Raw genomic sequence first — 26,503 nt, 5'->3', positions numbered from 1 at the left:
GTTTACGTTTGCTTGGATGTTGAGAAAAACTATATTAGCTTTGTAATCTGACGAGAATACCCTTCTTGACAAGAACCTGACGATTGGTTTCGTGAATTTTACCAGTTGCAATAAGACAAACAGAGTATATTTATTGTTAACAAAAAAGCGATTTTATGAAAAAAAGACTAACCATGTTTTTAGCCGTGTTCTTCCTCTGTATGGGAACAGCACTGGCGCAAACAGAGATTAGCGGGACCGTAATCTCTTCAGATGACGGGCAGCCCGTAGTCGGTGCGTCTATCCTCGTGGTAGGGACGCAGACGGGAACCGCGACGGACATAGACGGGCATTTCTCGTTGCCTGTCAAGGCTGGTTCTAAGATTACAGTGTCCTACATCGGCATGAAGACGCAGACGCTGACGGGTAAGGCACACATGAAAATCACGCTTGATCCGGACGGGAAGGTGATGGACGAGGTGATGGTCGTTGCCTTCGGTACGCAGTCCAAGGCCTCATTTGCCGGTTCTGCAGCCGTTGTCAATTCCGGTGACTTGAAAAAGAAGATTACTACCAATGTGGCTGATGCTCTCATCGGGTCGGTCCCGGGCTTGCAGCTGACAGGCGGATCCGGTGCTCCCGGTGCTGGAAATGCGAACATCCATATCCGTGGTATCGCTTCTCTTTATGCTTCTACAGATCCGTTGATCATCGTCGACGGTGCTCCTTATCCTGCTTCTCTGAGCAACATTCCGCAGGACGACATCGAGAGCGTTACCGTTCTGAAGGATGCCTCCTCTGCTGCTCTTTATGGTGCACGCGGTGCGGCAGGTGTCATACTGATTACAACGAAGAAAGGCAAAGGCAAGGCAAACATCAATGCTGAGATGAAGTGGGGTGCGACGAGCCGCAGTATTCAGGACTATGACGTGTTCACGGATCCCGGCGAGTTCATGGAGGCTTACTATTCACAGTTCTTCAACTATGCTTTCTACAAGCAGGGTATGACACGTGAACAGGCTAATAAGTGGGCGAATGATAACATGATCACCAATGGCAGCTTCGGATTGCAGTATAATCCATATACACTTCCCGCCGGTGAGAATCTTATCGGGCTTGATGGTAAGTTGAATCCGAAGGCGACCCTCGGACGCGCTTACGAATATAATGGTACAAAGTACTACCTCCAGCCGGATGACTGGAAGGATGAGGCATACCGCCATGGATTCCGTCAGGAGTATAACATCAATGTAAGTGGTGGTGATTCCAAGATGAGCTATTACTCGAGTGTAGGTTACCTGAAAGAGAAAGGTGTACTGGAGAACTCCGGATATGAGCGGTTTACGGCTCGGTTGAAGGCGGACTATCAGGCTACCAACTGGCTGCACCTCTTGGCAAATGCCGGATATGTGCATTCTGACCGTGAGTCGAATCCTAATCTGAGCGATACCAGGACTGATGCGGCTAATCTGGGTTATTTCACTCAGTATATTGCTCCTATCTATCCTGTCTACGTCCGCACACTGGATGCAAACGGCAATCCGGTGATTGCTACAGATCAATACGGTCACCCGAAATATGACTTCGGTGTGCCGTCAACAAACTATCCGGGCATCGGGACCCGGCCTTTCCTCAGTACAGGTAACCCGCTGGGCGCGAACAGGTACAACAAGCAGAATACCATACTCGATCAGTTGCAGGGACAGTTCAACTTTGATGTTACGTTGACTCCATGGTTGAAATTCAATTCGATGAACTCCATCACCCTTTTACTGACACGTTATTCTTTCTATGAGAATCCTTTTATTGGCGGTGCTGCTGCGGACAAGGGGCGCATTAATAAGGATACTGGTGTTAGCTATCGTTGGAACTATGTCCAGACGTTGACGGGGCATAAGGCCTTTGGCCTGCATGATGTCCAGCTGATGGTAGGACATGAGTGGTATAAGTCTAATTATAACTATCTGGAGGTATTGGCTCGTGGTGGCTTCTCACCGGACATCAAGGAAATCAATGCGTTTGCAGATCGTTATGACAGCTATTCTTATCGTACCATCTATAATGTGGAAGGATATTTTGCCAATTTGCTTTACAACTATGACCAGAAGTATTTCGCACAGGCTTCTTTCCGTCGTGATGCTTCCAGCCGATTCGCAAAGAAAAACCGTTGGGGTAACTTCTGGAGCATTGGAGGAGCGTGGATTCTCAGCAAAGAAAAGTTCTTCCAGGATCTGAATGCCAAGTGGGTTGACAATCTGAAGTTTAAAGTCTCTATCGGACAGCAGGGTAACGATGGTATTCCTGATTTCAACTATGTTGACTATTACAGCCTGGTACGTGGTGAGAAGTCGATGTTGCCTTCGTTCACTTCCATTGGCAATCCTGACATTACCTGGGAGACAACCACCAATTTCAACTTCGGTATTGAGTTCGCACTCTTCCAGAACCGTTTGAATGGTGAGCTCAACTGCTATACCAAGAAGACAACGGATATGCTTTTCTGGCTGGGTGTTCCGGAGAGTGTAGGTGTACGGGGTTACTATGGTAACATTGGAGACATCCGCAACTCAGGTGTCGAATTTACGCTCGGCGGAGACATCATCCGTACGAAGAATATTGTATGGAGTGCTTCGGCGAATATTTCTCACAACCGTGCAAAGGCTTTGAAGCTCGACCCTACCAAGATTGCACAGTATGGCGGATTCTCACAGGCGGATGTCAGTGCAGGATTCAATATCCCGATGTGGTACGCAGAAGGTCAACCACTCTACAATGGAATGATGGCTGATTATGCCGGTGTGAATGAAAAGGGACAGCCGCTTTACTGGGTTGACGAGGACATCTACAAGGAGTTCAAAGCCGGCAGGCTGTCAAACAGTAACAAGCCAGGAACGAAGCATTCTTTCACAACGACGGATTGGAGCGAAGCTACGAACTATACTCATGAGATGTTACCGGCTGCCAATGGCGGCTTCACTACGACACTGAGAGTTTACGATTTTGACCTCAATGCTACATTTGACTATCAGATCGGCGGTAAGATCTATGATTTCGGCTATGCTTCGCTGATGAATAATGTCAGGACAACGGGAGACGGATCAAATCTGTCCAAGGATATATTGAAGTCTTGGACTCCAAACAATACTTCCACCGATATTCCACGTTTCATGTACACGGATCCTGACTTGACGGCACAGTCCACGCGTTTCCTTACGAGTGCGCGGTTCCTCAATTTCCAGTCGTTTACTGTCGGTTATACTGTTCCGACAAAACTGGTCCGTAAGTTGATGCTGAGCAAAATCCGTCTTTATGTACAAGGACAGAACCTTTGCTTCTGGTCTGCCCGCAAGGGACTTGATCCCCGCTTCAGCTTCCAGGGAACATCTCGCTCGGGTGTCAATTCCTATGCGCCTGTACGTACAGTCATGGGTGGTCTGCAGGTTTCTTTCTAATTAACAAAAAGAATATGACAATGAATAAGATTTTTTCAACAATACTCCTGGCGGCTTTAGGCACTTCTGTGCTTACGGGTTGTATCGAAGAGGTAGAGCCGCAGAGCAATGTCGCTTCACTGGATCAGGTGGCGAGAGCTCCGGGTGCCTTTGATAACATGGTCAGCGCACTGACAACGAACCTCAGCGGAAAGAGAACGTATTCTCCCAGGAGAAACAACGTGTGGGATTTCGGCTATACGGCGTTCTTCCTTACCCGTGATGTTGAAGGACAGGATGTCGTGCCGGCAGGTGCCAATAATCATCTTACCACCTGGTACAACAACGTCAAGTACCTGGCATCTGGTTATGCCGTTACCCAGTTCCCATGGACCTGCTACTATTCGTGGATTACTGACTGTAACAACGTCATTAAAAGTGCCGGTGCTTCGGGATATAAAGAACCCGAAAACGCAAAAAAGGCTGGTACAGGTATTGCTTATGCGATGCGCGCCATGTTCTATCTGGACTTGGTACGTATGTATGCGGCAAAACCTTATTCGGTTGATCCGAAAGCCTTGACAACGATTAAGGCTGATGAGTTGCGTACATTGCAGGAGGCTACTCATAGTGAGCGTATGACTTGGGAGGAAGCTTTCGATTTCATTCTGAAGGATCTTGACGCAGCAGAGAAGTATCTTGCGAACTATAAGAGATCGGACAAGTATACTCCTGATATCAGTGTCGTTTACGGCCTCAAGGCACGTACCTATCTTGAGAAGCAGGACTGGGCGAATGCCGAGAAGTATGCCAAGCTGGCACAGCAGGGCTACACGATGATGAGTGAAAGCGAGTTTTTGAGCCGTGACAATGGTTTCAACAAACCTAACAGTTCCTGGATGTTCGCCACACAGTTCCTTCCTACCGACCCCAATATCAAAGGGAATGACGGTGACGACTCCTGGGGATCTGTAATGATGATGGAAGGCGGATTCGACGGCGGATATGCCTCTTCATACGGTGGTGTGATGGTGATTGACCGTCATCTCTATTCTACGATTCCCAGTACGGATTTCCGTCGCAAGTGCTGGGTGGACTTCTCTTTGGACGGCATGAGCAAAGCTGCTGCCATCAACAAGCTGGGAGACTACTCTAATTATCCCGATCGCGTCTACAAGTCAGGGATGGAATACTCCAAATACGGTCTTGGTGGTTTGTCTTTGAAGTTCCGCAATGCAGCGGGGAAAGCTGATGTCAAGTACGATGCCTGGTGTGTATCAGTCCCTTTGATGCGTGTTGAGGAAATGAAGCTTATCGAGGCTGAAGCCGCAGGGATGCAGGATGAAGTACGTGGTAAGGCGTTGTTGGAAGCATTTGCCAAGACGCGAGACCCGCAGTATGTGTATGGCAAACATACAGATGCTTATTACAATGCCAGTACGTCTCTATTCCAGAACGAAGTCTGGTGGCAGCGCCGTGTAGAGCTCTGGGGTGAAGGTTTTGCTACTTTTGATATCAAACGTCTGAACAAGGGCATTATCCGCAGTTATGCTGGAACCAATCATCTTGAAAATGCGCGCTGGAATACGAAGGAGCTGCCTAACTGGATGGTCTGGGCATTTGTGGGAACAGAGTCTGACAACAATGGAGGTATGACTCGTAATCCTGATCCGGTTCAGCCTGCCGCCGACTCTGATCCGTATGTTTTCTAAGCAATTGACGAATATAAAAGCAAAAGATTATGAAGAAATACATTAAGAGTTTACTGTTACTTGCCCTTGCCGCCGTTGTTTTTACGGGCTGTAAGGAAGAGTATGGCACAGAGCCGGGCAATGACGGCACACCCGTTGGAACGGTTTATCAATACAAAGTCGGAGATGGGTACAATGCCGATAACGACTGTCTCTTCCGTGTAGCGACCAATGCTGCTGTCAGTGAAGTATATTATCTGGCTGAACTGAAGTCGGCTAAGGAAGCACGTAAGATGACAGAAGGTGAATATGCCGACTATGTCGTTGCCAATGGAAAGAAAGTTGACGTGAAGCCTTCTGATTACAAGGATGTCTATGTTACGGACCTGCACGGGCTTTATTCCATAACCGTTGTTGCGGTGAATGGTGGCACGAAGACTTCCCAGAGTATCGACTTCGAGGGTCTTGACTACAAGGCTTTTGGTACAGGAACATATACATCGGAAATGTTCGGCAATATCGGTACCGTCAATGTCGAGTATTCAGAAGTGGGCAATCGCTACCGTATCAAGGATCTGTGGGCAGAAGGCCATGGCTTCTCTTTCAGTCCGAACGGAAGTAAGGTGACAGTCTATCCTTCTTCCATGGAGACGGGATTTAAACATCCGTCGTATGGAATGGTCAGTGCAACAGACCAGGGAAGTACTTATGACGAAGGGACAAAGACATTCACTTTCAATTTCAAGTTCACGGTTTCTGCAGGCTCTTTCGGCGTAAAGCAGGAAGTTCTGGTCTTGAACAAGTAAGGTTTGAGGACGAATGATATTGACTCTCTGTACAGGTTATATGCCTGTACAGAGAGTTTTTTCATGTTAAGACAATTAATGGCCTTCCTGTGCGTTTAGTACTATACAGGATAAGTGTAATGTATGAGATTTGACAAACTAAGGAAGCAGTTGGAACTGTTGGCGCTCTTGTCTGACGGCCGCAACTATACGGTGGAGGAACTGTGCGAGAGGATGGAGCTGTCGCGCAGGAACTTTTATTATCTGCTCGATTTCATCAGACATGCCGGTTTCATCGTCTTCAAGCATGAAGGCTGTTATCACATCGACCGCCGGTCGCCTTTCTTTACAAGGCTGTTGCAGGCCGTCCAGTTCACGGACAATGACATCAGGACCATCTACAGTCTGCTGACGATGGCGGATAACGGCAGCAGTGTGGCGGTGAACCAGCTTCGGAGGAAGATAGAGAATGCCTACGCCCTGTCTGTATCAGCTCCCTCATCGGTCCGCCGGCAGATGGACAGCAACCTGTCTGTGCTCCGGCGGGCAATGGAGCGTAAGCGGATGGTACGGCTGGTAGGATACTCCAGTCCGAACAGCCACACGGTGAAGGACCGTATCGTCGAACCTTTCCTCCTGCTGCACGACAACGAGGATGTGCGCTGTCATGAACTGCTGTCTCATACGAACAAGACTTTCAAAATCTCCCGTATGAAGGACGTGGAAGAGCTTGATACTCCCTGGCTGCATGAAGACCGGCACCGGCAGGTGTTCACCGACATCTTCATGTTCAGCGGTGAGGAACGCCATCGGGTGAAACTCCGGTTGGGGCAGTTGTCACACAACCTTTTTGTGGAGGAATATCCGCAAGGGGTCCGTTATGTTGCCCGGCAGGAAGACAATTCCTGGCTGCTGGACATTGAGGTCTGTGACTACCGTGGGTTGGGACGTTTCGTCCTCGGACTGTACAAGGATATTGACATCGTAGAGGGGGAGGGGTTCATGGCGTATATGCAGGAGGAGATAGAAAGCCTTACCCGAAAAGCCTCACCCCCAAAAGCCTCACCCCCAGCCCCTCTCCGAATGGAGAGGGGGAGTGAATAGCAGGCTACCCCTATGATTCTGCGCAGCACAGACGAGCCAGCCCTCGTCTTTTCCGCCTTATCCTACCACATCCCTCCTTCTAAGGGACGTGGGGAGGTCTCTCTTCGTGAGTTCTCTCTTCAGTTTTCTCTCTCTTCGTGAGTTCTCTCTTTGGGAGGTCTTCATTTTTCCTTGTTTTTCATGATTCCTATGACAAAGAAACTTTTACTTTTATTCTTTTTGTTTGCACCCCTCGCTGTCCATGCGCAGCAACCGCATTGGGTGGGGACATGGGCCTGTGCGCCGCAGACGGTCGACAAGGCGTTTATGCCCTACAACAACCAAATGACCGACCGATCCGTCCGGCAGGTGGTGAAGGTCAGCATCGGCGGGAGTGTCATCCGCCTGCAGCTGAGTAATGAATGCTCTTCAGAGCCTGTCGAGATAACGAGTGTCTATGTGGCCAGGGCTGGGAACGGTCCCGAGATACAGAAGCGTTCAGCGAAGTATCTGCAGTTCGGCAGGAAACGACGGGTAACGATTCTTGCGGGCAAGGCCGTCTTCTCGGATGCATTGCGGTTCAACCTGCATCCTTTGGAGCGTATCACCATTACCATCAATTACCTGAAAGCACCCAAGGAACCGACTGTCCACATGGGGTCGCGCACCACCTCTTATATATTGCGGGGTGTGACAAATGCCTATACCGATTTTTCTACCGCTTTCAAGGAAGACCACTGGTTCAATATCTCGGCCATAGACGTGCTCGATGCCACGGCTTCCAGTATAGCCATCCTTGGCAACAGCATAACCGATGGAAAGGGCAGTACGACCAATGCACAGGACCGCTGGCCCGACTTCCTTTCAGCTGCATTGAATGGCGATGCTGCTTCCAATAGTTCCAAAGCTGCCAGAACGGGAATTCTGAACCTCGGAATCGGCAACAACCGCATCCTCTCCGTGGGACTGGGACAGCCTGGAAAGGAACGATTCGACCGGGACATACTGGGGCAGCGAGGACTTCGTGCAGTCATCATCTTTGAGGCAATCAACGACATCGGTACGTCGATGAATCCGGAGGAAACAGCCCGGCAGCTCATAGAAGCCTATCATGTAATGATCAGGAAAGCCCGCTTGCACGGACTCAAGGTCTATATGGGAACGATAACTCCCTTCCGTGGCTGCAAAGGCTACTTCACCGAGGCACGTGAGAAAGCACGCAGAACGGTGAACGAATGGATACGGACAACACGTGAAATAGACGGTTTCATCGATTTCGATGTCCTTCTGCGTGATCCCTCCGCACCGGAACAGCTGCGCCGTGAATGGCATATCGGCGACTGGCTGCACCCCAATCCTGCAGGCTACAGGGAGATGGGAGAATATGCTGCGAAGAAGATGTAAATGAAGAGGGCAGTCTATAGCAAGGAATGCGAAACCGTGACACTCCAATGTTCCCATATTGTCTTCATACGGGCTGTTTTCTGTTATTATGGGTAGAATGAAACGTGACGGACTTCCGTTCAGGGTTGCTTGATTCTGTTCTCCATCTTTTTCCTCATCCGGCTTTTTATCGACCTCACCGCCTGTGCCGTACAGCAGAAAGCTGTGGCTTTCTGCTCGTCGGTGATGCCGTTCTGTTCCATGATGTAATAAAAAGTCTCCTTAGGTGTGAAAGCATAACGGGGATTGTTGAGCACATACGCCAGTTCGTAGTCGTAGCTGGATATGATGGCGTTGAGTGCCTGTTGCTCTCGTTTGCCCATCTGTGAGAGGTTGTCGCCTTTCAGAATCGAGTAGAGCGTATCGACTCCGAGTTTAATCTGGTCGATAGATTCGGATGTTTTCTCATTCCGTTTATGTGCAGGAATCTTTCGCTTCAGCTGTTCCAGCTCATGGATTTTCTCGTCAATATCAGCTTTCATTTCATCGATTGTCGTATCTTTCTGTCGTAAGATACGCTGGATGTTCTGTTCCGTTTCCTGCTGTTGTTGGCGATAGAAGCGGAGCTGTTGGTGCATACGCCGGCGGAACCACACGATAATGCCGATGGAAACGGCGATGAGAAGCAGGAGAAGATAGGCAATGTACAGCTGCAACTGCAGGGCTTTGCGCTGTGCCAGTGCCACCTCATAACGGTCCTGTATCTGTACGATCTCAATGTCCTTCTCCGGTGAAACCGAAAGAATCTGATGTTTTTCGATTCGTGTACGTATCTCTCTTATGCTTTCTTCCTGGTCTTTCCGAATGCGGGGGCTGAACGCCTCTGCTTTTTTTATATACAGCAATGCCGAGTCGCGAAGTCCCATTTGGTTGAGGACAGAAGCTTTTTCGAGGTAAATGTCTGCCAGACGGTGGCTTTTTTTGCTGTCGTCGGTATGTCTGGCGGCATGGTTGAGGTAGTCGAGTGCCAGCCTGTAGGCCCCGTTTTCCGCATTCAGCAGTGCGATACGGTAGTAAGTCGTGAACTTCAGAGAGTCTTCCGTTACGTTGAAAAGATGCTTTTCAGCTGCTTTCAGCTGGCACATCGCATTGCGGGTGTCGTGTTTCCTGAGCAGCAATGCTGCACTGTCGAGCCGCATCCGTGCGATTCCATCGTCGGTGGCAGGGTAGGCCGGCAGTCTCCTTTGGTGGCATGAGAGCAGTGTTGAAAGGGCTATCATCACCAGGCAAGTTCTCTTTTTCATGTTTGCAAAGATACACATTCTATGTGGTACGGCCAAATCGCCGTTGTGTCAGAATTCATGGATAAGAATAGATAAGTTTCTGACAGCCAGTGCGGTAATATCCGTATATGTGTCAAGTAAGGCCAAGGTATTGCTTTGTATCTTCTTCTTGTTTACCTTTGCACTGACAATAAGTTCCAATGATTGTCATCTGCATTTCATAAACCTGCGGCGGCGTGATTGCGTTTAAGCGTCGGTGCAGGTTTTTGATTATCCGCTCCGGTCTTATGGATGGAGGGAGAAGTATGATTACAATCTTTTGATGGGAATATGAAGTAGACTATATGTTAGATGCTAAACAATTATGATTATGAAGACAAAATTATTTTATGTATTGCTGATGTGTTTTGTTGCTGTTGGAAATGCGGATGCACAGCATCAGCCGATGAAATCGAAGAAAAGAAAGGATGAATGCTCTTTTTCACCCAAGATCTGTGCTGAGCCCAGTTCTGTTCCCTGCTGTGACACGGCATCTGTAGTTGTACGTATGGACAAGGAAGACACGGTGACGACAGACCGGAAGCCGTTGATGGAAACGGTATGTTCCTTTGAGGAATCCCCTTGTTTCCCCGGTGATTTCAATGCGTTCGTTGCAGCCAATCTCCGTTATCCTCCAGTGTTGCAGGAAACCTGCGTACAAGGAAGGGTCATCGTAAGGTTCTTTGTCAGTCCCAAGGGCAGGTGCAGCCGGTTCACTGTGTTGCGTTCTGTCGATCCGGTGTTGGATCAAGAGGCACTTCGTGTGTTGAAGACAATGCCGGCCTGGAAATGGAAACGCAAGCCAAGAAAAGGCGTATGGGTAGGCGTGCCCATAACGTTCCGGTTGCAATAGCTCATGGGGTATGGCAAGGAACATTCAGCTTGCTGGGGCATCGGGAAGCTGTTAATTGCTGTGAGTGGCCGGTGACTGCCCTTTGCAGAGGGAACTTGACGCATATCCCGCCAGTCCCCGACCGTAAAATTCCAACACCTTTTTGCCACGGTCTTATTCTTTTATCGTACCTTTGCAGGAACGAAGACAATAACAAAAAATAAAGGTAAAATTATGGCAAAGAAAGCTTTATTGATGATCCTTGACGGATGGGGTAACGGAAAGCATGACAGAGGCGATGTGATTTACAACACACCGACACCTTTCTTAGATTATTTGAATGCGGTCAGCGCACATTCGCAGTTGCAGGCTTCGGGTGAGGATGTTGGTCTGCCTGCCGGCCAGATGGGCAACTCGGAGGTGGGACACCTGAATATCGGTGCCGGCCGTATTGTCTATCAGGACCTCGTGAAGATCAACAAGGCCTGTCAGACAGGTGACATATTGAAGAACCAGGGCATCATCGATGCTTACAGCTATGCGCAGAAGACAGGCAAGAAGCTCCACCTGATGGGACTGACTTCTACCGGCGGTGTCCACTCTTCACTGGCCCACCTCTTCAAGCTCATCGAAATCGGCAAGGAATACAACCTGAAAGATGTATATGTCCACTGTTTCATGGACGGCCGTGATACCGATCCGAAGAGTGGTGCCGGCTTCATCGCCGACATCCAGAAGGTCTGTGATGCCAACGGAGCACACGTCGCTTCCATCGTCGGCCGGTTCTATGCTATGGACCGTGACAATCGATGGAACCGTGTGAAAGAGGCTTACGACCTGCTCGTCGAAGGCAAAGGCAACCAGGCTACCGATATGGTGAAGGCTGTCGAAGCAAGTTATGCCGACGGTGTGACCGACGAGTTCATCAAGCCGATTAACAATTCTTCTGTTGATGGAACCATCCAGGAGGGCGATGTCGTCATCTTCATCAACTTCCGCAACGACCGTGCCCGGGAGCTGACCCACGTGCTCACTCAGGAGGATATGCCGGAGGAGGGTATGCACACCATCAAGGATCTGCAGTATTACTGCATGACCCCTTATGATGCCAACTTCAAGGGGGTACACGTACTCTTCCCTAAAGAAAATGTCGTAGATACCCTGGGCGAGTATCTCAGCCGGCTCGGCAAGCGTCAGCTGCATACAGCCGAAACGGAGAAGTATGCACACGTGACTTTCTTCTTCAACGGCGGCCGCGAGCAGCCTTTCGAGGGTGAGGACCGCATTCTGGTTCATTCGCCGAAGGTGGCAACCTACGACCTGAAGCCGGAGATGAGTGCCTTCGAGGTAAAGGACAAGCTCGTCGGTGCTATCAATACGCAGCAGTATGATTTCATCGTGGTGAATTTTGCCAATGGTGACATGGTGGGTCACACAGGTGTTTACCATGCCATCGCCAAAGCAGTGTGGGCTATCGACCACTGTGTAAAGGAGGTTATCGAGGCTGCCAAGGCCAATGATTACGAGGCTATCATCATCGCCGACCACGGCAATGCCGACCACGCCATCAATGATGACGGTACGCCGAACACCGCCCACTCGCTGAATCCGGTTCCGTTCATCTATGTTACGGACAACAACTCGGCGACGGTCAAAGACGGGCGTCTGGCTGACGTTGCTCCTTCCATCCTCCATATCATGGGACTGGAACAGCCGTCTGACATGACAGGTGAGAATCTGATTACAGACTGATTAAGTGTTAATAATCCGAAAACAAGAAAATCCCAAAGGCTGTTTATGGCTTTTGGGATTTGTTTTTGCTATCTTTGTCGTCGAGAGTCTCTTTCATGGCTCTTTAAGTATAATATAAGTATTGGTTGTTATTTTAAGATTGGAAACAATGGAGATTCGTAAATTCGTATTATTGTTGGCAGTACTTGCAGGATTCTGTTCTCTTGACGCACAGGCACAGACAGACAAGAAAGTGACAGGTTATGAAACAATCGGCCAGTGTATCGATACGCTGGCAAAGAAAGTGGGTTCTGAAGTCAAGAACGCAGAGAAAGTCGGCGAAGAGAAGTTCCATGCTGATGCAGAAAAACTTGATGCAGGTGCGAAGAAGGTAGGAGACGAGGTAAAGAACGCAGAGAAAGTAGGCAAAGAAAGAATCTGCGCTGATGCAAAGAAAGTCAATTGCAAAGTAAAGCATGCTGAGAAGGCCGGTAAAGCCAAGTTGAAGTCTGATGTAAAGAAAGTAAAGAGAGGTGTCGCTAAAACCGAACAGAAAGTAAAGCGTGCCTATCTTAAGGAGAAGGCAAAGATCAAGGCCTGGGAAAAACAGGGGAAGCAAAGAAGTAATTGAGCTTCAATAATCCCTTTTATTTGAATAAGAAAAAGTCGTGCTCCTAATCACGGCTTTTTTATTGCAGCTCAAAGATATGCTTTCACGTATGGCGGGTAAGAGACAGACTTATATGCAGCTTAAAAGGGTCTTGCAATTTAGCGAAAATATTATAATAAAGCAAAAAAATCCAATGTTTGCAGTCTAAGGAAGCGTTTGGAATTGTTTTTTTTATTATCTTTGTACACATAAGGATTTTCCTCCTTTATGAGTTAATCAGTTATTAATGTGTAATTTTAAAACAGTAAAAAATTATGGAGTTTAAGAAAATAGCATTGTCTTTCGTAGTAGCATTCAGTCTTTGTACAGTAACCGCACAGGCACAGGACGCAGTCAAGTGTGATAAGCCCCAGCAGGAACAGGCTTGTCCGCAGGCAAAGAAATGTCCGAAGCATGCAAAGGCCTGTTGTGACAGTCAGCCGGCAAAGCCCTGCTGCAAGAAAGAAGCGAAATGCTGCAAACAGGACAAGCAGAACTGTAAGAAGGACTGTCGCAACGACAGGTCGAAGAAGGCACAGAAGTGCAGCAGGAAACAGTGCAAGCCGAACAAGAAGTAAGCGGGATTGTGTGAACAGATAAAAGTCGTGCCGGAATGGCACGGCTTTTTTGTTTTTGTCGGAACTTTATTGTACTTTTGTAGGAAAGAAACGAAACGATGAGTGTAAAGATAGAACATTCTTGGGAACAACGGCTGGGCGGTGAGTTTGTGAAGCCTTACTTCCGCCAGCTGACAGAGCAGGTGAGGCAGGAGTATGCGCAGTTTCCCTGCTACCCGCCGGGCAGGCTGATTTTCAATGCATTCAACCTCTGTCCTTTCGACAAGGTGAAGGTTGTCATTATCGGACAGGACCCTTACCATGAGCCGGGACAGGCAATGGGGTTGAGTTTCTCCGTACCTGACGGTGTGCCGCTCCCGCCGTCATTGCAGAATATCTATAAGGAGATTGCCGCCGATCTGGGTACGCCTGTCTGTCAATCCGGTGACTTGACGCGCTGGGCGGAGCAGGGAGTTCTCCTGCTCAACGCCACGCTGACCGTCCGGGCACACGTCGCAAACAGCCACCAGCGGTTAGGATGGGGCACATTTACCGATGCCGCCATCAAGGCACTCAGCGATGGGCGGGAGAATCTGGTCTTTATGCTTTGGGGTGGGTTTGCCCGCAGCAAGAAAGCTCTGATCGACCCCCAGCGTCATTGTATTCTCGAGAGTGTACATCCCTCACCGCTTTCTGCAAACCGGGGAGGGTGGTTCGGTCAGCACCAGTTCTCACGTTGTAATGCCTATCTGACTGCTTGTGGACTCGAGCCAGTTGATTGGTAATGCTGTTCAACTGCAATGGAATGGATTTTAGAAGAGTCGTGGCGTGAGAAGCTGAAAGGCGAAGAGGATAAACGCTACTATAAGGAATTGGTGGAAAAGCTGCGTGAGGAGTATAAGAACCGTACATGCTATCCGCCAGAAGATAAGATTTTCAACGCCTTCAATCTTTGTCCGTTTGACAAGGTAAAGGTCGTCATTATGGGGCAGGACCCTTATTTCAATCCAGGTCAGGCTATGGGACTGAGCTTTTCCGTGCCTGACAAAGCACCGCTTCCACCTTCGTTGCGGACTCTATACAATGCACTCGGGATGAGTCTTGACGGCTCCGATAAGCTTTCGGGCGATCTTACACGCTGGGCTGAACAAGGGGTGTTGTTGTTGAATACGACATTGACCGTACACAAGAATAAACCTGACAGCCATCGGAAGTACAAGTGGTGGCGTTTTACGGATGCCGTTATCAGGGCATTGGATGCTGATCGTGAGCATATCGTCTTTATGCTGTGGGGACGTATAGCACAGCGCAAGGAGCGATTGATTCACGTAGACGATAAGAGGCACAAGGTATTGAAGGCGATACACCCTTCTCCCTTGGCAGTCCGCCGTAGAGGAGAATGGGATGGAAGGGAACATTTCACACACTGCAATGAGTATTTGGAGGAGAATGGAATTGTGCCTGTAGACTGGATGAGCGTGAGCGGACGAGCTGCCAGGTGAACAGGCTTGCAGGCTGACTGGTGGTTTGCCTGTAAGCGTATTGGACGTATCTGGCCTGTTAGGCTTATAGGGGTAACAGGTTCTGTGCATCCTTTCTGAACTTTAAGATGCTGTGCAGAGAGAGTTCTTTTCATGGTGATAAAAATTTATTTTCATGAAAAGAAATATTTATTCTCGTGAAAAGAAATGTTTTTTTTCAAGAAAAGAATTTGGAATGGCTGTACTGCGGAGAGAAAAAGGCTGTCCGGTGAACGGTAAAGAACAGTGGATAATGAAATAATTTAGCGAAAAGAAAGATGGGCAATACGTATGATCATATATTCATGGTGGGCAATGTTCTTGTCTCGCCGGACATTCTTACAGTGAAGTTCTGCTGCGACCTTGACAAGTGTCATGGCCAGTGTTGCGTTGAGGGGGATGCCGGTGCGCCGGTCACCATGGATGAAACGTTGGAGATTGAGAATGCCCTGGATACTGTCTGGGACGACCTGTCTGCCTCTGGGCAGTCTGTCATCGATCGGCAGGGGGTGGCTTATACCGATGAGGAGGGTGAATTAGTGACAAGTATCGTCGGTGGTAAGGACTGTGTCTTCACCTGTTATGAGCATGGCTGCTGTCTTTGTGCGTTGGAACGTTCCTACCGCAGCGGAAGGACGGGTTTCGTAAAGCCCATTTCCTGTTCGCTGTATCCGATCCGTGTGAAAGACTTCGGCAACGGAACCTGTGGAATCAATTACCATCACTGGCGCATCTGTGCTGATGCACGAAAAAAAGGAGAAGAACTGGATCTTCCCCTTTATAAGTTCTTGAAGGAACCGCTCATCCGTAGATTCGGCAGGGAGTGGTATGAAGAGTTGTGCGAGGTGGCACGACTGCTGGCAGGTTGACGGATAGACCGGCTGGCAGTCCGGAAGACAAGTTCTCTGGGTTCTACCGTCAGTATCGACTTCCTGACTTGTCTACTCGTCAGCTCTTCCTGAACTGCGACGGACTCATCCCTACGTGTTCCTTAAAATATTTTCCCATAAAACTCTGGTTGGCGAAATTCATTTCGTCGGCAATCTGCTTGATGCTCATCGTGCTGTTCTTCAACATGACGCGCAGTTCACGTGTGACGTAAGAGTCAATCCATTCGCTGGGTGTACGCCTGCTGACGGTACGTACCGTTTCAGAGAGGTATTTCGATGTAATGCACAGGTGCTTGGCGTACCATCCGACGCGCCTTTCTGTGCGGTAGTTCTTCTCTACGGCCTGTATGAAGGTGCGGAAGATGACCTCTGCACGGGTCTGGTTCTCATCTCCTACCTGTTGGAACCGGTAGATGACATTGCTCATGTCGATAATCAGTGCCTTCAGCATTGTCATGACCAGTTCCCGGCGGAATCTGTGACTGGTGTCTACGACTTTCTGACGGATGTGCAGGATGTCGCTTTCCAAGGCCTTTGTCTGGTCAGCGTCGAGATGGAAGACGGGATGTGTACGGGCGAAGAGGAAGAGGGCGGAGAGTTCGTGGATGCCGCTGACGATGTTCTGAAAGAAATCGTACGACAGGATGATTGCTATTCCTTTGCAGTCGTTCGACAGTCTGTAGTCGCCGACGACCTGTCCTTCGCCGATGATGATGACATCTCCCTCGCTTACTTCATGCTCCTTGGTGTCGACCGTGTACCGGGCCTTTCCGCTGGTGCAGAGTGCAAAGAGAAGCGATTTCATGCGGGATGAACTCTCCGGCAGCGGTACTTTCGTTATGTCCTCGAAGAGGATGAGATCGTCGTCAATGTAGTCCCCCTCGGGGCAGACGTGCTTTGCATGCGCTACATTCACTTCGGTGAGTCTTATGTTTCTGTTCATTTGTCCTTGTTTGTGATTGGCAGTGATAGGGAATTTCTCCAAGGCCTCTCCTGTATAGGATATGCGGCAGGCAGTAATGGGCGGTGACGGATGATGAATGGATGGCGAGAGGCTGCTTCAAACGAAAGCTCCCCTCCTTGTTTCGTGAGGAGGGGAGCTTTCGATTGGCAGTCTCTGCTGCCATGCTCCTTGGTCGGCCTTCGGCCATGTACCAGTGATTCTTGTGTACACAGATATCAGTCCTGCAGCCTTATGGTTAAAACCGGCCTTGCACTATGCGTCGATATTGGCATAGGTGGCATTTTTCTCGATGAACTCGCGGCGCGGTTCTACGTCGTCGCCCATCAGCATGGAGAAAATCTCGTCGGCATCAGCGGCATTCTCGATGGTCACCTGTTTCAGCAGGCGTGTCTTGGGATCCATGGTCGTCTCCCATAGCTGCTCCGGGTTCATCTCGCCGAGACCCTTGTAACGCTGTGTGTGGATGGTTTTCCCGTCTTCAACACCGTTTCCGTACTTGTCGAGGAATGCTTGCCGCTGCTGGTCAGTGTAGCAGTATTCGCTCACTTTCTTGTATGTACACTTATAGAGAGGGGGGGTGGCGATGTACAGATGTCCTTGCTCGATGACTTTCGGCATATACCGATAGAAAAGCGTCATAATCAGTGTGTCGATGTGGGAACCATCGACATCGGCATCGGTCATGATGATGATCTTGTCGTAACGCAGTTTGTCGGTATTTGCCTCGAAGTCGCCTTCATCTTCGACACCGAAACGGACACCGATGGACTGGATGATGTTCATGACGGACTCTGCTTCGAATACACGGTGACGCTGTACTTTCTCCACGTTCAGAATCTTGCCGCGGAGCGGAAGAATGGCCTGTGTGTAACGGTCGCGTCCCTGCTTGGCTGAACCGCCGGCAGAATCACCCTCGACGAGGAATATTTCACAGTCTTTCGGATCCTTGTTGGAGCAGTCGGCCAGTTTCCCGGGCAGTCCGCCGCCGCTCATCACGTTCTTGCGCTGTACGCTTTCGCGTGCCTTGCGTGCTGCGACACGTGCCGTAGCGGCAAGAATTACCTTGTTGCAGATCATCTTTGCCTCGTTCGGATGTTCTTCAAGGTAGTCGGTCAGTGCCTCGCCGACAGCCTGCTGTACGGCACCTGACACCTCGCTGTTGCCCAGCTTTGTCTTGGTCTGGCCTTCAAACTGCGGCTCGGCTACTTTGATGGAGATGACGGCTGTCAGTCCCTCACGGAAATCCTCGCCTGCAATCTCGATCTTGGCTTTTTCTATCTGCTTGGAAATCTGCGGGTCACTGTCGGCGTATGCTTTCAGCGTACGGGTCAGTGCTGCCCTGAAACCTTGCAAATGGGTACCTCCCTCGATGGTGTTGATGTTGTTTACATAGGAGTGGATATTCTCCGTATAGTCTGTGTTGTACATCACGGCCACCTCTATGGGGATACCCTGCTTTTCGGTCTTGAGGTATATTACGTCGTCGAAGAGATGCTGGCGGTGGCGGTCAACATAACGGACAAACTCTTTCAGACCGTCCTTGGCATGGAAGACTTCTGTTCGTGTCTTGCCGGTTTCCGGGTCGGGACGGAGGTCGGAAAGCGTAATCCTGATGCCTGCGTTCAGGTAGGCCAGCTCGCGCATACGGCGGGCCACGATGTCCCACTGGAAGACCGTAGTGGTGAAGATGCCGGCATCTGGCCAGAACTGCTGGCGTGTACCTGTCTTCTCTGTCTCGCCGACAACCTTTACGGGATAGAGAGGCTTTCCCTTCTCATATTCCTGCTGGTAGATTTTCCCGTCGCGGAACACCTGTGATTTCATGTGGGTCGAGAGGGCGTTCACACAGCTGACTCCCACTCCGTGCAGACCTCCGCTGACTTTGTAGGAACCCTTGTCGAACTTTCCGCCGGCGTGCAGGACGGTCATGACAACCTCGAGGGCACTCTTGTGGAGTTTCTTATGTTCGTCGACAGGAATACCACGACCGTCATCCTCAACCGTAACGGAGTTGTCTTCGTTGATGGTCACCTCGATGTTCTTGCAATAGCCTGCCATTGCCTCGTCGATGGAGTTGTCGACGGTCTCGTTAATCAAGTGGTGGAGTCCTTTTTCGCTGATGTCGCCAATGTACATGGCAGGACGTTTCCGTACTGCTTCCAGCCCTTCGAGGACCTGGATGTTACTGGCGGAGTAATTATTCTCGTTTTCTTGATTTTCTGCCATTTTCGTTAGATTGCTTTTAGAGTATGCAAAGATACGCTTTTTCCTTCAGATATAGAAATAAAAACCGTTAAAAAGGTCGTCTGTCAGATAGATAGCCACTGGCTTTGCGTGTGTTTTTTCATGTCCTTTTGTAGTCAGGTTGATTCCTTGCCGGATTTCGCCAGATATCCTGTGGGAATCCGGATGTCGGACATGGCTGCAAGAGGCTTCTGTGCATCTTCGATCGAGATGTGGACTTGTGAAAAGGAAAAGCCGGATTTCCCGCAAACTTCCCGTTCCCCGGTTGCTTGACGAAAAGTCTTCAGAAGGGCAGATGGAAGCATTCCCCGGGACGGTAGATCTTTCGTGGGGGTAGACTCATTCTTCTTATAAGAAATCTTCTAAAGTTTAGAGTAGCCAGGAATGCTGACAATGAGGACAGAATTACCAACTGTTTACTACAAAAGTTTATTTCTCATTTTCTGTCACTTTTAATATTCTTTATTAATACATTGTTTATCAGTATGTTATATGTGTTTGCAGAGTGACGGCAGTGACAGGAAAATAATTTCACAGCAGATCGACCACAAGCGCATCAGCTGCAGATGAATGCCAGACTATGTCTTATCCTAAAGTATATTCTTCTGTGGCAGACTCTTTATCAGGGGATGTTTATTCAGAAAGCACAGGATGCTTGACGTGATCCGTACTAAGCCTTGACACCATTGGTGTACACCCTCAACACCATTGGTGTTTACCCTCGACACACTGACAACAAAGATTCAGTGTGCAGTGTAAATGTCCCTATTAATTATCTATTGGTCCAGCATCCTTTCTGCTTATGGGCGGCGTGCGGTCTCTGTTGTGGATGCTGTGCCGGAATCGGAACTAGTATATACAGAAAGAGCCGCAGTCCGTCAGGACTGCGGCTCAGTATTTCTTTTCAGCTATGGCAGGAAAACTTTATCCAAGTGCTGCTATATGTTTGCAGAGGGCAGACTTCAGATTGGCTGCCTTGTTCTTGTGGATGATATTGGTCTTCGCCAACTTGTCCAGCATCTTCTGCACGGTAGGATAGAGCTTGGTAGCCTCTTCCTTATCCGTCATATTACGCAGCTTGCGAACAGCATTACGCATAGTCTTTGCATAGTATCTGTTGTGCAGCGTCCTGACTTTGTCCTGACGGATTCTCTTCAATGATGATTTGTGATTTGCCATCTTTGTTTCCTTCTTTTATTTTACTTGTAGTCCCTAGCAGAGTCGAACTGCTCTTTAGAGAATGAAAATCTCTCGTCCTAACCGATAGACGAAGGGACCGTAGCTAAATTGCGGGTGCAAAGTTACCCCTTTTATTTGAATCAGCCAAACTTTTCTTAAATAAATTTCTGTAAGAGACTGTATTTTTGTACTTTTGCATAAAGCAAGCTGCACTCGGCAGAATGAAAGCGAGCTTTCTTCTGCGCTCGTTTGCATTACTTTTGCATAAAGCAAGCTGCACCCGGCAGGCTCTTTCAGATTGTTTTAATATGATATTGAAGTCAAAGGCTATTGTTCTGCGTTCTCTGAAATTCGGTGACGCTTCGTTGATCATCGATATGTTTACAGAGCAGGAAGGGCGTGTCTCATTTATCGTCCATATTCCCAAAACGGTTAAGGGAAAAATCAAGAAGCAGTATTTCCAGCCTCTGACCTTGCTCGACCTTGTGTTTGACTACCGGCAGCGAGTGTCGTTGCAGCGGATAAAGGATGTTCGTATTCTGCATCCTTATGGTTCTATCCCCTTTGATCCGGTGAAGTCGGCAATTCTTCTTTTCCTTTCTGAGTTCCTTTATCATGTCACGCGGGGGGAACAGCGGAATGCGGGCTTGTATAATTATGTGAAGGCGAGTGTGGAATGGCTGGACGAGGCCGAACAGGGTTATGCCAGTTTTCATCTTGTTTTTATGATGCGCCTGAGCCGTTTCATCGGTTTCTTTCCCAACCTTGAAGCATATCGGCCAGGAGTCTGTTTCGACCTTCGCAATGCGGCTTTCACCGACCGTATTCCTCTTCATCCAGACTACCTTCTTCCTGCCGAGGCCGCCAATATGGGGCAGCTGATGCGTATGAACTATGAGAACATGCGGCTCTTCCACCTTTCCCGGGATGACCGTAATCGTATTTCCGACATCATTCTGCATTATTACCGCATTCATGTTCCTGATATGCCGGAGCTGAAGAGCCTTCAGGTGTTGCGTGAACTGTTCGGTCAGTAAGTCTGCGATGTCTGCGTAAGTCCATGTTGTCTGTATGTGTTGAGTACAGCGGCAGACGCAGAAATGTACAGCGATGACGGAATATTCGTGGTTTCCGATGCCGTTGAAGTCGTTTTATTTTCGTACTTTTGCAATTCCGTATCATTTACGTTGCTTTATTTGTCGTGTGACTTTAATCTTTATCATATAACAAGAATAACATGAAATTGACAGAACAGCGGAGCAGTATGCTGCATGGTGTACTGCTGATTACTTTGTTCGCCTGTGCAGCTTTCTACATCGGCGACATGAACTGGGTGAAGGCTCTCTCTCTGAGCCCGATGGTTGTGGGAATCGTACTGGGTATGCTCTATGCGAACAGTCTCCGCAACAATCTTCCGGAGACCTGGGTGCCGGGCATAGCTTTCTGTGGAAAGCGTGTGCTGCGTTTCGGAATCATTCTTTATGGATTCCGGCTTACATTCCAGGATGTGGCGGCAGTAGGTCTTCCGGCTATCGTCATCGATGCGGTGATTGTCTCCGGGACGATTCTGCTGGGCATCGTGTTGGGGAAGCTGCTGAGGATGGACAGGAGTATTGCCCTGCTGACAGCCTGCGGGAGTGCTATCTGCGGTGCGGCAGCGGTTCTGGGCGTGGACGGAGCTATTCGTCCGAAGCCGTATAAGACGGCTGTGGCTGTGGCGACGGTGGTTATTTTCGGTACGCTGTCGATGTTCCTCTATCCTGTCCTTTATCGGGCAGGAGTGTTCGAACTGCCGGCAGACCAGATGGGAGTCTTCGCCGGATCGACAATCCATGAGGTGGCGCACGTCGTCGGCGCCGGGAATGCCATGGGGGCTGCGGTGAGCAATTCGGCGATTATCGTCAAGATGATCCGTGTGATGATGCTGGTGCCTGTGCTGCTTGTCATTGCATTTTTCGTGGCAAGGGATGTGGAAGAGCGTATGGATACGGACGGTAGACATGGCAAGATTACCGTTCCTTGGTTTGCTGTGCTTTTCCTTGTCGTGATAGGTTTCAATTCCCTGGCATTGCTGCCGGCAGGTGTCGTTTCCTTCATCAACACACTTGATACGTTCCTACTGACGATGGCGATGTCGGCACTGGGTGCGGAGACGAGTATTGACAAGTTCAGGAAAGCCGGTTTCAAACCGTTCCTGCTGGCTGCGATTCTATGGTGCTGGCTGATTGGCGGCGGTTATTGTCTGGCTAAGTTCCTTGTTCCGGTACTGTGAGAAGGGTTGACTGGCTCTTTGGAGGAGGCGATGATAAAATGACGGCAGGCGGTGACAGACACTTTTTTCAGTGCCTGTCACCGCCTGTCATTTATCATAGGCTACCAAGGGCAATCCTTGTCAGACAAAGCTGATGACCCCTTTTTCGGTATTTTTGTTTTCGTTTTCTTCGATTTCCTGTTCAGGTGTGCTGATACGCTTGATGTCTTTGATCATCTGCTTCGTGCGCTTGTAGGTCGGCGTGTTCTCAATAGCAAGGATAACATCCTCGTTGTCGAGCTCGTCGGCTGTGAAACGGTAGATGTGCGGACGGTGCTTGTATTGTGAGTTGTTGTTGTCCTTATAGAAACGTTCGCGGCGGTCGCGGCGCTCGGCAGCCTTCTCTTCTTCCTCTGCAAGCCGTACGGCATCTTCCTGTGTCTGCTTCTTGATATGGCTGCCCATACCGTCAACATCCTCAATGCCGAAGCCTGTTGCAAGGATAGTAACCTTGACCTTCTTGTCGAGTTCCGGGTCAATGGCCAGTCCCCATTTCAGCTCGAAGTCGGCACTGAAGTGATTCATGAACTCTGTCACATCGCCCATCTCCTCCATGGTCAGGCCGGGGTTATCCTTGTCGTCACTGTTGAAGTTGATGGAGAGCAGGATTTTCTTCGCTTTGTAGACATCGTTGTCGTTGAGCAGCGGCGAGTTGAGTGCGTCTTCAATCGCCTGCTTGACACGGCCCTCTCCTTCGCCGTAGCCGGTTGACATGATGGCTACACCGCCATCCTTGAGGACTGTCTTGACATCATTGAAGTCGAGGTTCACGATACCGTGGACGGTGATGATCTCTGCAATACTCTTGGCGGCAACACTCAGCGTGTCATCGGCCTTGCGGAAACCATTGAGCAGGCTCAGCTCCGGATAGATTTCACGCAGACGCTCGTTGTTGATGACGAGGAGAGCATCCACGTGTTTTGCCATCTCCTCCACACCGTCCAATGCCTGGTCGATTTTCTTGGCTCCCTCGAATCGGAAAGGAATTGTGACGATACCTACGGTGAGAATGCCCAGTTCCTTGCTTACACGCGCAATGACCGGTGCTGCACCCGTACCGGTTCCGCCCCCCATGCCGGCTGTGATGAATGCCATCTTCGTACCGTCATCGAGCATACGCTTGATGTCTTCAATGGTGTCTTCTGCTGCCTGGCGTGCCCGCCCGGGCGGTTGCCGGCCCCGAGACCCTCCTTCCCCAGCTGGAGATGAACTGGTACGGGGGAATCGTTGAGCGCCTGTGCATCTGTGTTGCAGAGTACGAAGGTCACTTCATGGATTCCTTCACGGTACATGTGGTTCACGGCGTTTCCACCACCGCCACCGACACCGATGACCTTGATGATGCTGTCGGCAACATCGGTATCATCGAAATCCAATACGTCTATTTTGTTCTTGTTGTCTGCCATAACCGTATAGTGTCTATATTATGTGTTACCAATATTTTCGTTGCAGGTAGAAGTCCGGGAAATTTATTCGTCTTCTTCGTCGATAATTTTCTTTCCGAACTCCTTTGCTTTGCGTGTGAACTTGTGCCAGAAGCTGTTGCGGCGTTTCTCTTCTTCCAGTTCAAGTGCTCTTGCTTCCTCTTCTTCACGCTGTTTCCGTTCTTCTTCCTCACGCTTGCGGCGTTCAGCCTCTGCTTTCTTCTTCTCCTCCGGTGTCGGGACAATACCTTGTCCCTGACGGCTGGCGGCTGACGGAGTATAGGAGTCGGCAGGGACACCCACGGCCACATCGTTGCTGTTGAAGAGACTGTTCTGTGACGGGTTGTAGGCCGCACCGGCGCAGTTCATGTCCCCCTTGGCAAGCAGACCGAGTACTGTGTTCATATCGCCATGCTTGGCAGTGATGTCGGCATTGCTGGAAGTTATGGTCTGTGTGACGAAGTTCGCTTTGCGCACCTTGTCTATATGTGTGATATTGCGGACACAGCGTTCTATGTTCTTCAGATTCATGCCGCCGCCTGTGAGGATGACTCCACCGAGCAGCTTGTCGGTATAATCGGACGGAACCTGATACCACACGTTCTCGATGATTTCATCCACACGTGCTTCCACAATCTCGATGAACTTGCGGCTGTCAACGCTGCGTTCTGCATCAATGGAGTATTTCAGGTTGTTGTCGATGTCGTTGTTTTCTGTGTAAGCGGAACCGTACTTGAGCTTCATCGCTTCCGCATCCTTTTCTTCCATCTGCAGGCTCGCAATATCTTTTGTAATGTTGTTGCCTCCCAGTGGGATGACTGCCAGATGGCGGAGAATGTTCTTGAAGTAGACGGAAACGGTCGTCGTATCAGCACCCAGGTCGACCAGCACGCATCCGCCGCGTTTTTCCGCCTCGCTCAATACGGCATCTGCCAGGGCCAGCGGAGCAAGATACATCTCGGCAATGGAGATTCCGGCCTTTTCAAAGCAGTTGTTCAGATTGTCGTAGAACGCCTTGCGCCAGAGAATGTTGAGGAAGTTTCCCTCCAGCCGTGTTGCCTTGATGCCCACAGGATCGAGGGAGTACTGGTTGTCGACTTTGTATTCCTGAGTGGCCGCATCAAGGATTTCCTGCTCCGGATAGGTCATGTTTCGGTTGGCATCCATCAGTTCGTTGATCATGTCCGATGTGATGATGGTGTCAGTGGGCAGGTCTTTGATGATGACGTTGCGTACGCTGCGTATGGACTGTCCTCCCACGCCCACGTAGACCTGGGAAATCTCGTATTTCAGTTGTTTCCTCAGTTTGTTGATGATGCCGGTAAGGCACTGTCCCGTCTTGTCGATGTTGTAGACGACACCTTTCCTGATGCACTGTGAGGCATCTTCCTTTACAACGGCAAGTACGGAGATGCTGCCGTCAAGATTCTTTTTGCCAGCGATTCCCGTAATCTTTGATGAGCCTAATTCAATGGCTACTATGAACTCTGCCATATTCGTTAAGTATTATGTATTCCTTGTTTTGATGTTCTTTTGAATATCCGTCTCTTATTCCGTAGGACCGTCTGCTGCGTGTTCCTGCCGTTCTACTTCTTTCCTGGCTTTCTCTCTTTCTTCCTTTTCTGTCCGTTGCCTGTTCTCAGACGTTTCGGCTTTCTCTTCTTTTGTCAGTTCTTTTTCTTCAGCTTCTTCGGCTTTTGCATCCCTCCGCTTGCAGATGATCTGGTTGTCGAACTCTATGTCGATGTAAGCATATTTGTTCCATCCCGCCTGCGAGAGACCATACCGATAAAATTTCTCGAGCCGTGACAGTTTCTTCGTTACGAAGAGGGCAATCTCATGTTTTCGTGTCCATGGTCCCGTGTTCTGCGGCAGGTGTCCGATGAAGATGATATGGTCGCCGACACGTGGGACTAATTCTATTCCTCTGTCCGGCAGGACATTGATCTGCTCAATCTGGTTCAGCCATAGCGGTGAGTCGCTGATGGCCTTGGCAAGAGGTGCAATGTAGAGCCGTGCGAAGTCGTTGTCAATGTTGCCCGTTGCGATGATCAGGTCGCTCGTGTATTTGGAGTTGGGAAGGATACCGCCATTGTCGTCAAGATAGAAGTCGGCTCCGCGGTTGCTCTTGATGCGGATAATCGGCATACGCTGTGTAATGCTGATGTTGATGTGTCCATTCTTCGTCTTGTAGCATTCTGCCGTCTTGACGAAGGGCCCCACTTTCAGAGCTTCTTCTATGTCGCGCGGATTGATGCTGGACATCTTCCTGTTGAGAGGATAAAGATGGTCCTTCTCTAAAATCCGCTTTATCTCTCCCGCAGTAAGGAAACCTGCGTTGTTGGAGTCGGATATGTTGATGTTCACCTTGGAACACACCAGCTTACTCTCATCGGGTCTGTTCCATGAGGTGACAGCCATGACGAGATATACTGCCAGCACGATGTCCAGCGCAGTGATGATGATTCTTTTCCAGTGAATGTACATACCTTCTCGCTTGTTTGAAAGACCCTGAGTTCTTTCCTCCT

22 protein-coding genes and 1 pseudogene are annotated in these 26,503 nt (G+C 49.5%); 15 read left to right on the top strand and 8 right to left on the bottom strand.

Annotated elements, in window-relative coordinates:
* The first annotated feature begins 155 nt into the window (after nt 1–155).
* The 5 genes from DYH27_RS06915 (at nt 156) to DYH27_RS06895 (ending at nt 8,373) form a co-directional block, all read left to right on the top strand.
* Nucleotides 156–3,431 carry a SusC/RagA family TonB-linked outer membrane protein gene (locus DYH27_RS06915; RefSeq protein WP_025068347.1) on the top strand — a complete coding sequence of 1,092 codons (3,276 nt, stop codon included), beginning with the start codon at nt 156–158 and terminating at the stop codon, nt 3,429–3,431.
* Between the two features lie 20 nt (nt 3,432–3,451).
* Nucleotides 3,452–5,122, top strand: coding sequence for a RagB/SusD family nutrient uptake outer membrane protein (locus tag DYH27_RS06910; protein ID WP_025068348.1), 1,671 nt, complete (start codon nt 3,452–3,454; stop codon nt 5,120–5,122).
* A gap of 29 nt (nt 5,123–5,151) precedes the next feature.
* Nucleotides 5,152–5,907 carry a hypothetical protein gene (locus DYH27_RS06905; protein WP_025068349.1) on the top strand — a complete coding sequence of 252 codons (756 nt, stop codon included), beginning with the start codon at nt 5,152–5,154 and terminating at the stop codon, nt 5,905–5,907.
* 123 nt (nt 5,908–6,030) lie between these two features.
* Entirely contained in the window at nt 6,031–6,990 is a 960-nt protein-coding gene (locus tag DYH27_RS06900) for a helix-turn-helix transcriptional regulator (RefSeq protein WP_051132054.1), read from the top strand.
* Between the two features lie 180 nt (nt 6,991–7,170).
* Nucleotides 7,171–8,373, top strand: coding sequence for an SGNH/GDSL hydrolase family protein (locus DYH27_RS06895; RefSeq protein WP_029755009.1), 1,203 nt, complete (start codon nt 7,171–7,173; stop codon nt 8,371–8,373).
* A gap of 119 nt (nt 8,374–8,492) precedes the next feature.
* Here the strand turns inward: DYH27_RS06895 and DYH27_RS06890 are convergent, their stop codons facing one another.
* Complete coding sequence (locus tag DYH27_RS06890; RefSeq protein WP_025068351.1) at nt 8,493–9,674, bottom strand: hypothetical protein; 1,182 nt, start codon at nt 9,672–9,674, stop codon at nt 8,493–8,495.
* 331 nt (nt 9,675–10,005) lie between these two features.
* On the opposite strand from DYH27_RS06890, the gene DYH27_RS06885 reads away from it, so the two are divergent.
* From DYH27_RS06885 to DYH27_RS06855, 8 genes are all read left to right on the top strand, one after another.
* On the top strand, nt 10,006–10,527 hold the full coding sequence (locus DYH27_RS06885; protein WP_025068352.1) for an energy transducer TonB: 522 nt from the start codon (nt 10,006–10,008) through the stop codon (nt 10,525–10,527).
* Nucleotides 10,528–10,740: 213 nt separating this feature from the next.
* Nucleotides 10,741–12,258 carry a 2,3-bisphosphoglycerate-independent phosphoglycerate mutase gene (gene gpmI / locus DYH27_RS06880; protein WP_025068353.1) on the top strand — a complete coding sequence of 506 codons (1,518 nt, stop codon included), beginning with the start codon at nt 10,741–10,743 and terminating at the stop codon, nt 12,256–12,258.
* 148 nt (nt 12,259–12,406) lie between these two features.
* Nucleotides 12,407–12,868 (top strand): hypothetical protein, encoded by a 462-nt coding sequence (locus DYH27_RS06875; RefSeq protein ID WP_004353238.1) that lies wholly within the window; start codon nt 12,407–12,409, stop codon nt 12,866–12,868.
* Between the two features lie 293 nt (nt 12,869–13,161).
* Complete coding sequence (locus DYH27_RS06870; RefSeq protein WP_004353216.1) at nt 13,162–13,464, top strand: hypothetical protein; 303 nt, start codon at nt 13,162–13,164, stop codon at nt 13,462–13,464.
* A 98-nt stretch (nt 13,465–13,562) separates the two neighbouring features.
* Nucleotides 13,563–14,228 (top strand): uracil-DNA glycosylase, encoded by a 666-nt coding sequence (gene ung, locus DYH27_RS06865; protein ID WP_029216594.1) that lies wholly within the window; start codon nt 13,563–13,565, stop codon nt 14,226–14,228.
* Between the two features lie 15 nt (nt 14,229–14,243).
* Nucleotides 14,244–14,945 carry a uracil-DNA glycosylase gene (gene ung / locus DYH27_RS06860; protein WP_004353210.1) on the top strand — a complete coding sequence of 234 codons (702 nt, stop codon included), beginning with the start codon at nt 14,244–14,246 and terminating at the stop codon, nt 14,943–14,945.
* 154 nt (nt 14,946–15,099) lie between these two features.
* Nucleotides 15,100–15,225, top strand: a complete 126-nt coding sequence (locus DYH27_RS13670; protein ID WP_262498233.1) for a hypothetical protein — start codon at nt 15,100–15,102, stop codon at nt 15,223–15,225.
* A gap of 16 nt (nt 15,226–15,241) precedes the next feature.
* Nucleotides 15,242–15,832 carry a DUF3109 family protein gene (locus DYH27_RS06855; protein WP_025068354.1) on the top strand — a complete coding sequence of 197 codons (591 nt, stop codon included), beginning with the start codon at nt 15,242–15,244 and terminating at the stop codon, nt 15,830–15,832.
* A 79-nt stretch (nt 15,833–15,911) separates the two neighbouring features.
* On the opposite strand, the gene DYH27_RS06850 is transcribed toward DYH27_RS06855, so the two are convergent.
* From DYH27_RS06850 to rpsT, 3 genes are all read right to left on the bottom strand, one after another.
* A complete protein-coding gene (locus DYH27_RS06850; RefSeq protein ID WP_029216593.1) occupies nt 15,912–16,796 on the bottom strand; it encodes an AraC family transcriptional regulator in 885 nt (294 codons plus the stop codon).
* A gap of 273 nt (nt 16,797–17,069) precedes the next feature.
* Entirely contained in the window at nt 17,070–19,043 is a 1,974-nt protein-coding gene (gyrB, locus tag DYH27_RS06845; RefSeq protein WP_004353263.1) for a DNA topoisomerase (ATP-hydrolyzing) subunit B, read from the bottom strand.
* A gap of 942 nt (nt 19,044–19,985) precedes the next feature.
* Nucleotides 19,986–20,240: a 30S ribosomal protein S20 gene (gene rpsT, locus DYH27_RS06840; RefSeq protein WP_025068355.1), complete on the bottom strand. Its 255-nt coding sequence runs from the start codon at nt 20,238–20,240 to the stop codon at nt 19,986–19,988.
* A 308-nt stretch (nt 20,241–20,548) separates the two neighbouring features.
* On the opposite strand from rpsT, the gene recO reads away from it, so the two are divergent.
* Together recO and DYH27_RS06830 are read left to right on the top strand one after the other, a co-directional pair.
* Nucleotides 20,549–21,277, top strand: coding sequence for a DNA repair protein RecO (recO, locus tag DYH27_RS06835; protein WP_025068303.1), 729 nt, complete (start codon nt 20,549–20,551; stop codon nt 21,275–21,277).
* A 200-nt stretch (nt 21,278–21,477) separates the two neighbouring features.
* Entirely contained in the window at nt 21,478–22,512 is a 1,035-nt protein-coding gene (locus DYH27_RS06830; protein ID WP_029216592.1) for a YeiH family protein, read from the top strand.
* Nucleotides 22,513–22,632: 120 nt separating this feature from the next.
* On the opposite strand, the gene DYH27_RS13740 is transcribed toward DYH27_RS06830, so the two are convergent.
* The 4 genes and pseudogenes from DYH27_RS13740 to DYH27_RS06815 form a co-directional block, all read right to left on the bottom strand.
* The gene (locus DYH27_RS13740; protein WP_394366009.1) at nt 22,633–23,265 is read right to left on the bottom strand and encodes a hypothetical protein; all 633 of its coding nucleotides are present in this window, start codon (nt 23,263–23,265) and stop codon (nt 22,633–22,635) included.
* A gap of 213 nt (nt 23,266–23,478) precedes the next feature.
* Nucleotides 23,479–23,843: pseudogene (locus DYH27_RS13735) on the bottom strand (cell division protein FtsZ); the annotation flags it as partial.
* A 177-nt stretch (nt 23,844–24,020) separates the two neighbouring features.
* Nucleotides 24,021–25,469, bottom strand: a complete 1,449-nt coding sequence (gene ftsA / locus DYH27_RS06820) for a cell division protein FtsA (RefSeq protein WP_025068302.1) — start codon at nt 25,467–25,469, stop codon at nt 24,021–24,023.
* A 54-nt stretch (nt 25,470–25,523) separates the two neighbouring features.
* On the bottom strand, nt 25,524–26,462 hold the full coding sequence (locus tag DYH27_RS06815; RefSeq protein ID WP_025068301.1) for a cell division protein FtsQ/DivIB: 939 nt from the start codon (nt 26,460–26,462) through the stop codon (nt 25,524–25,526).
* Nucleotides 26,463–26,503: the final 41 nt, after the last annotated feature.

The sequence above is a fragment of the Prevotella denticola genome (assembly GCF_900454835.1).
GTDB classification, from domain to species: Bacteria; Bacteroidota; Bacteroidia; order Bacteroidales; family Bacteroidaceae; genus Prevotella; species Prevotella denticola.
Note: the sequence above shows the minus strand (reverse complement) of the source record. Positions and strands in the feature narration are given on the sequence as shown.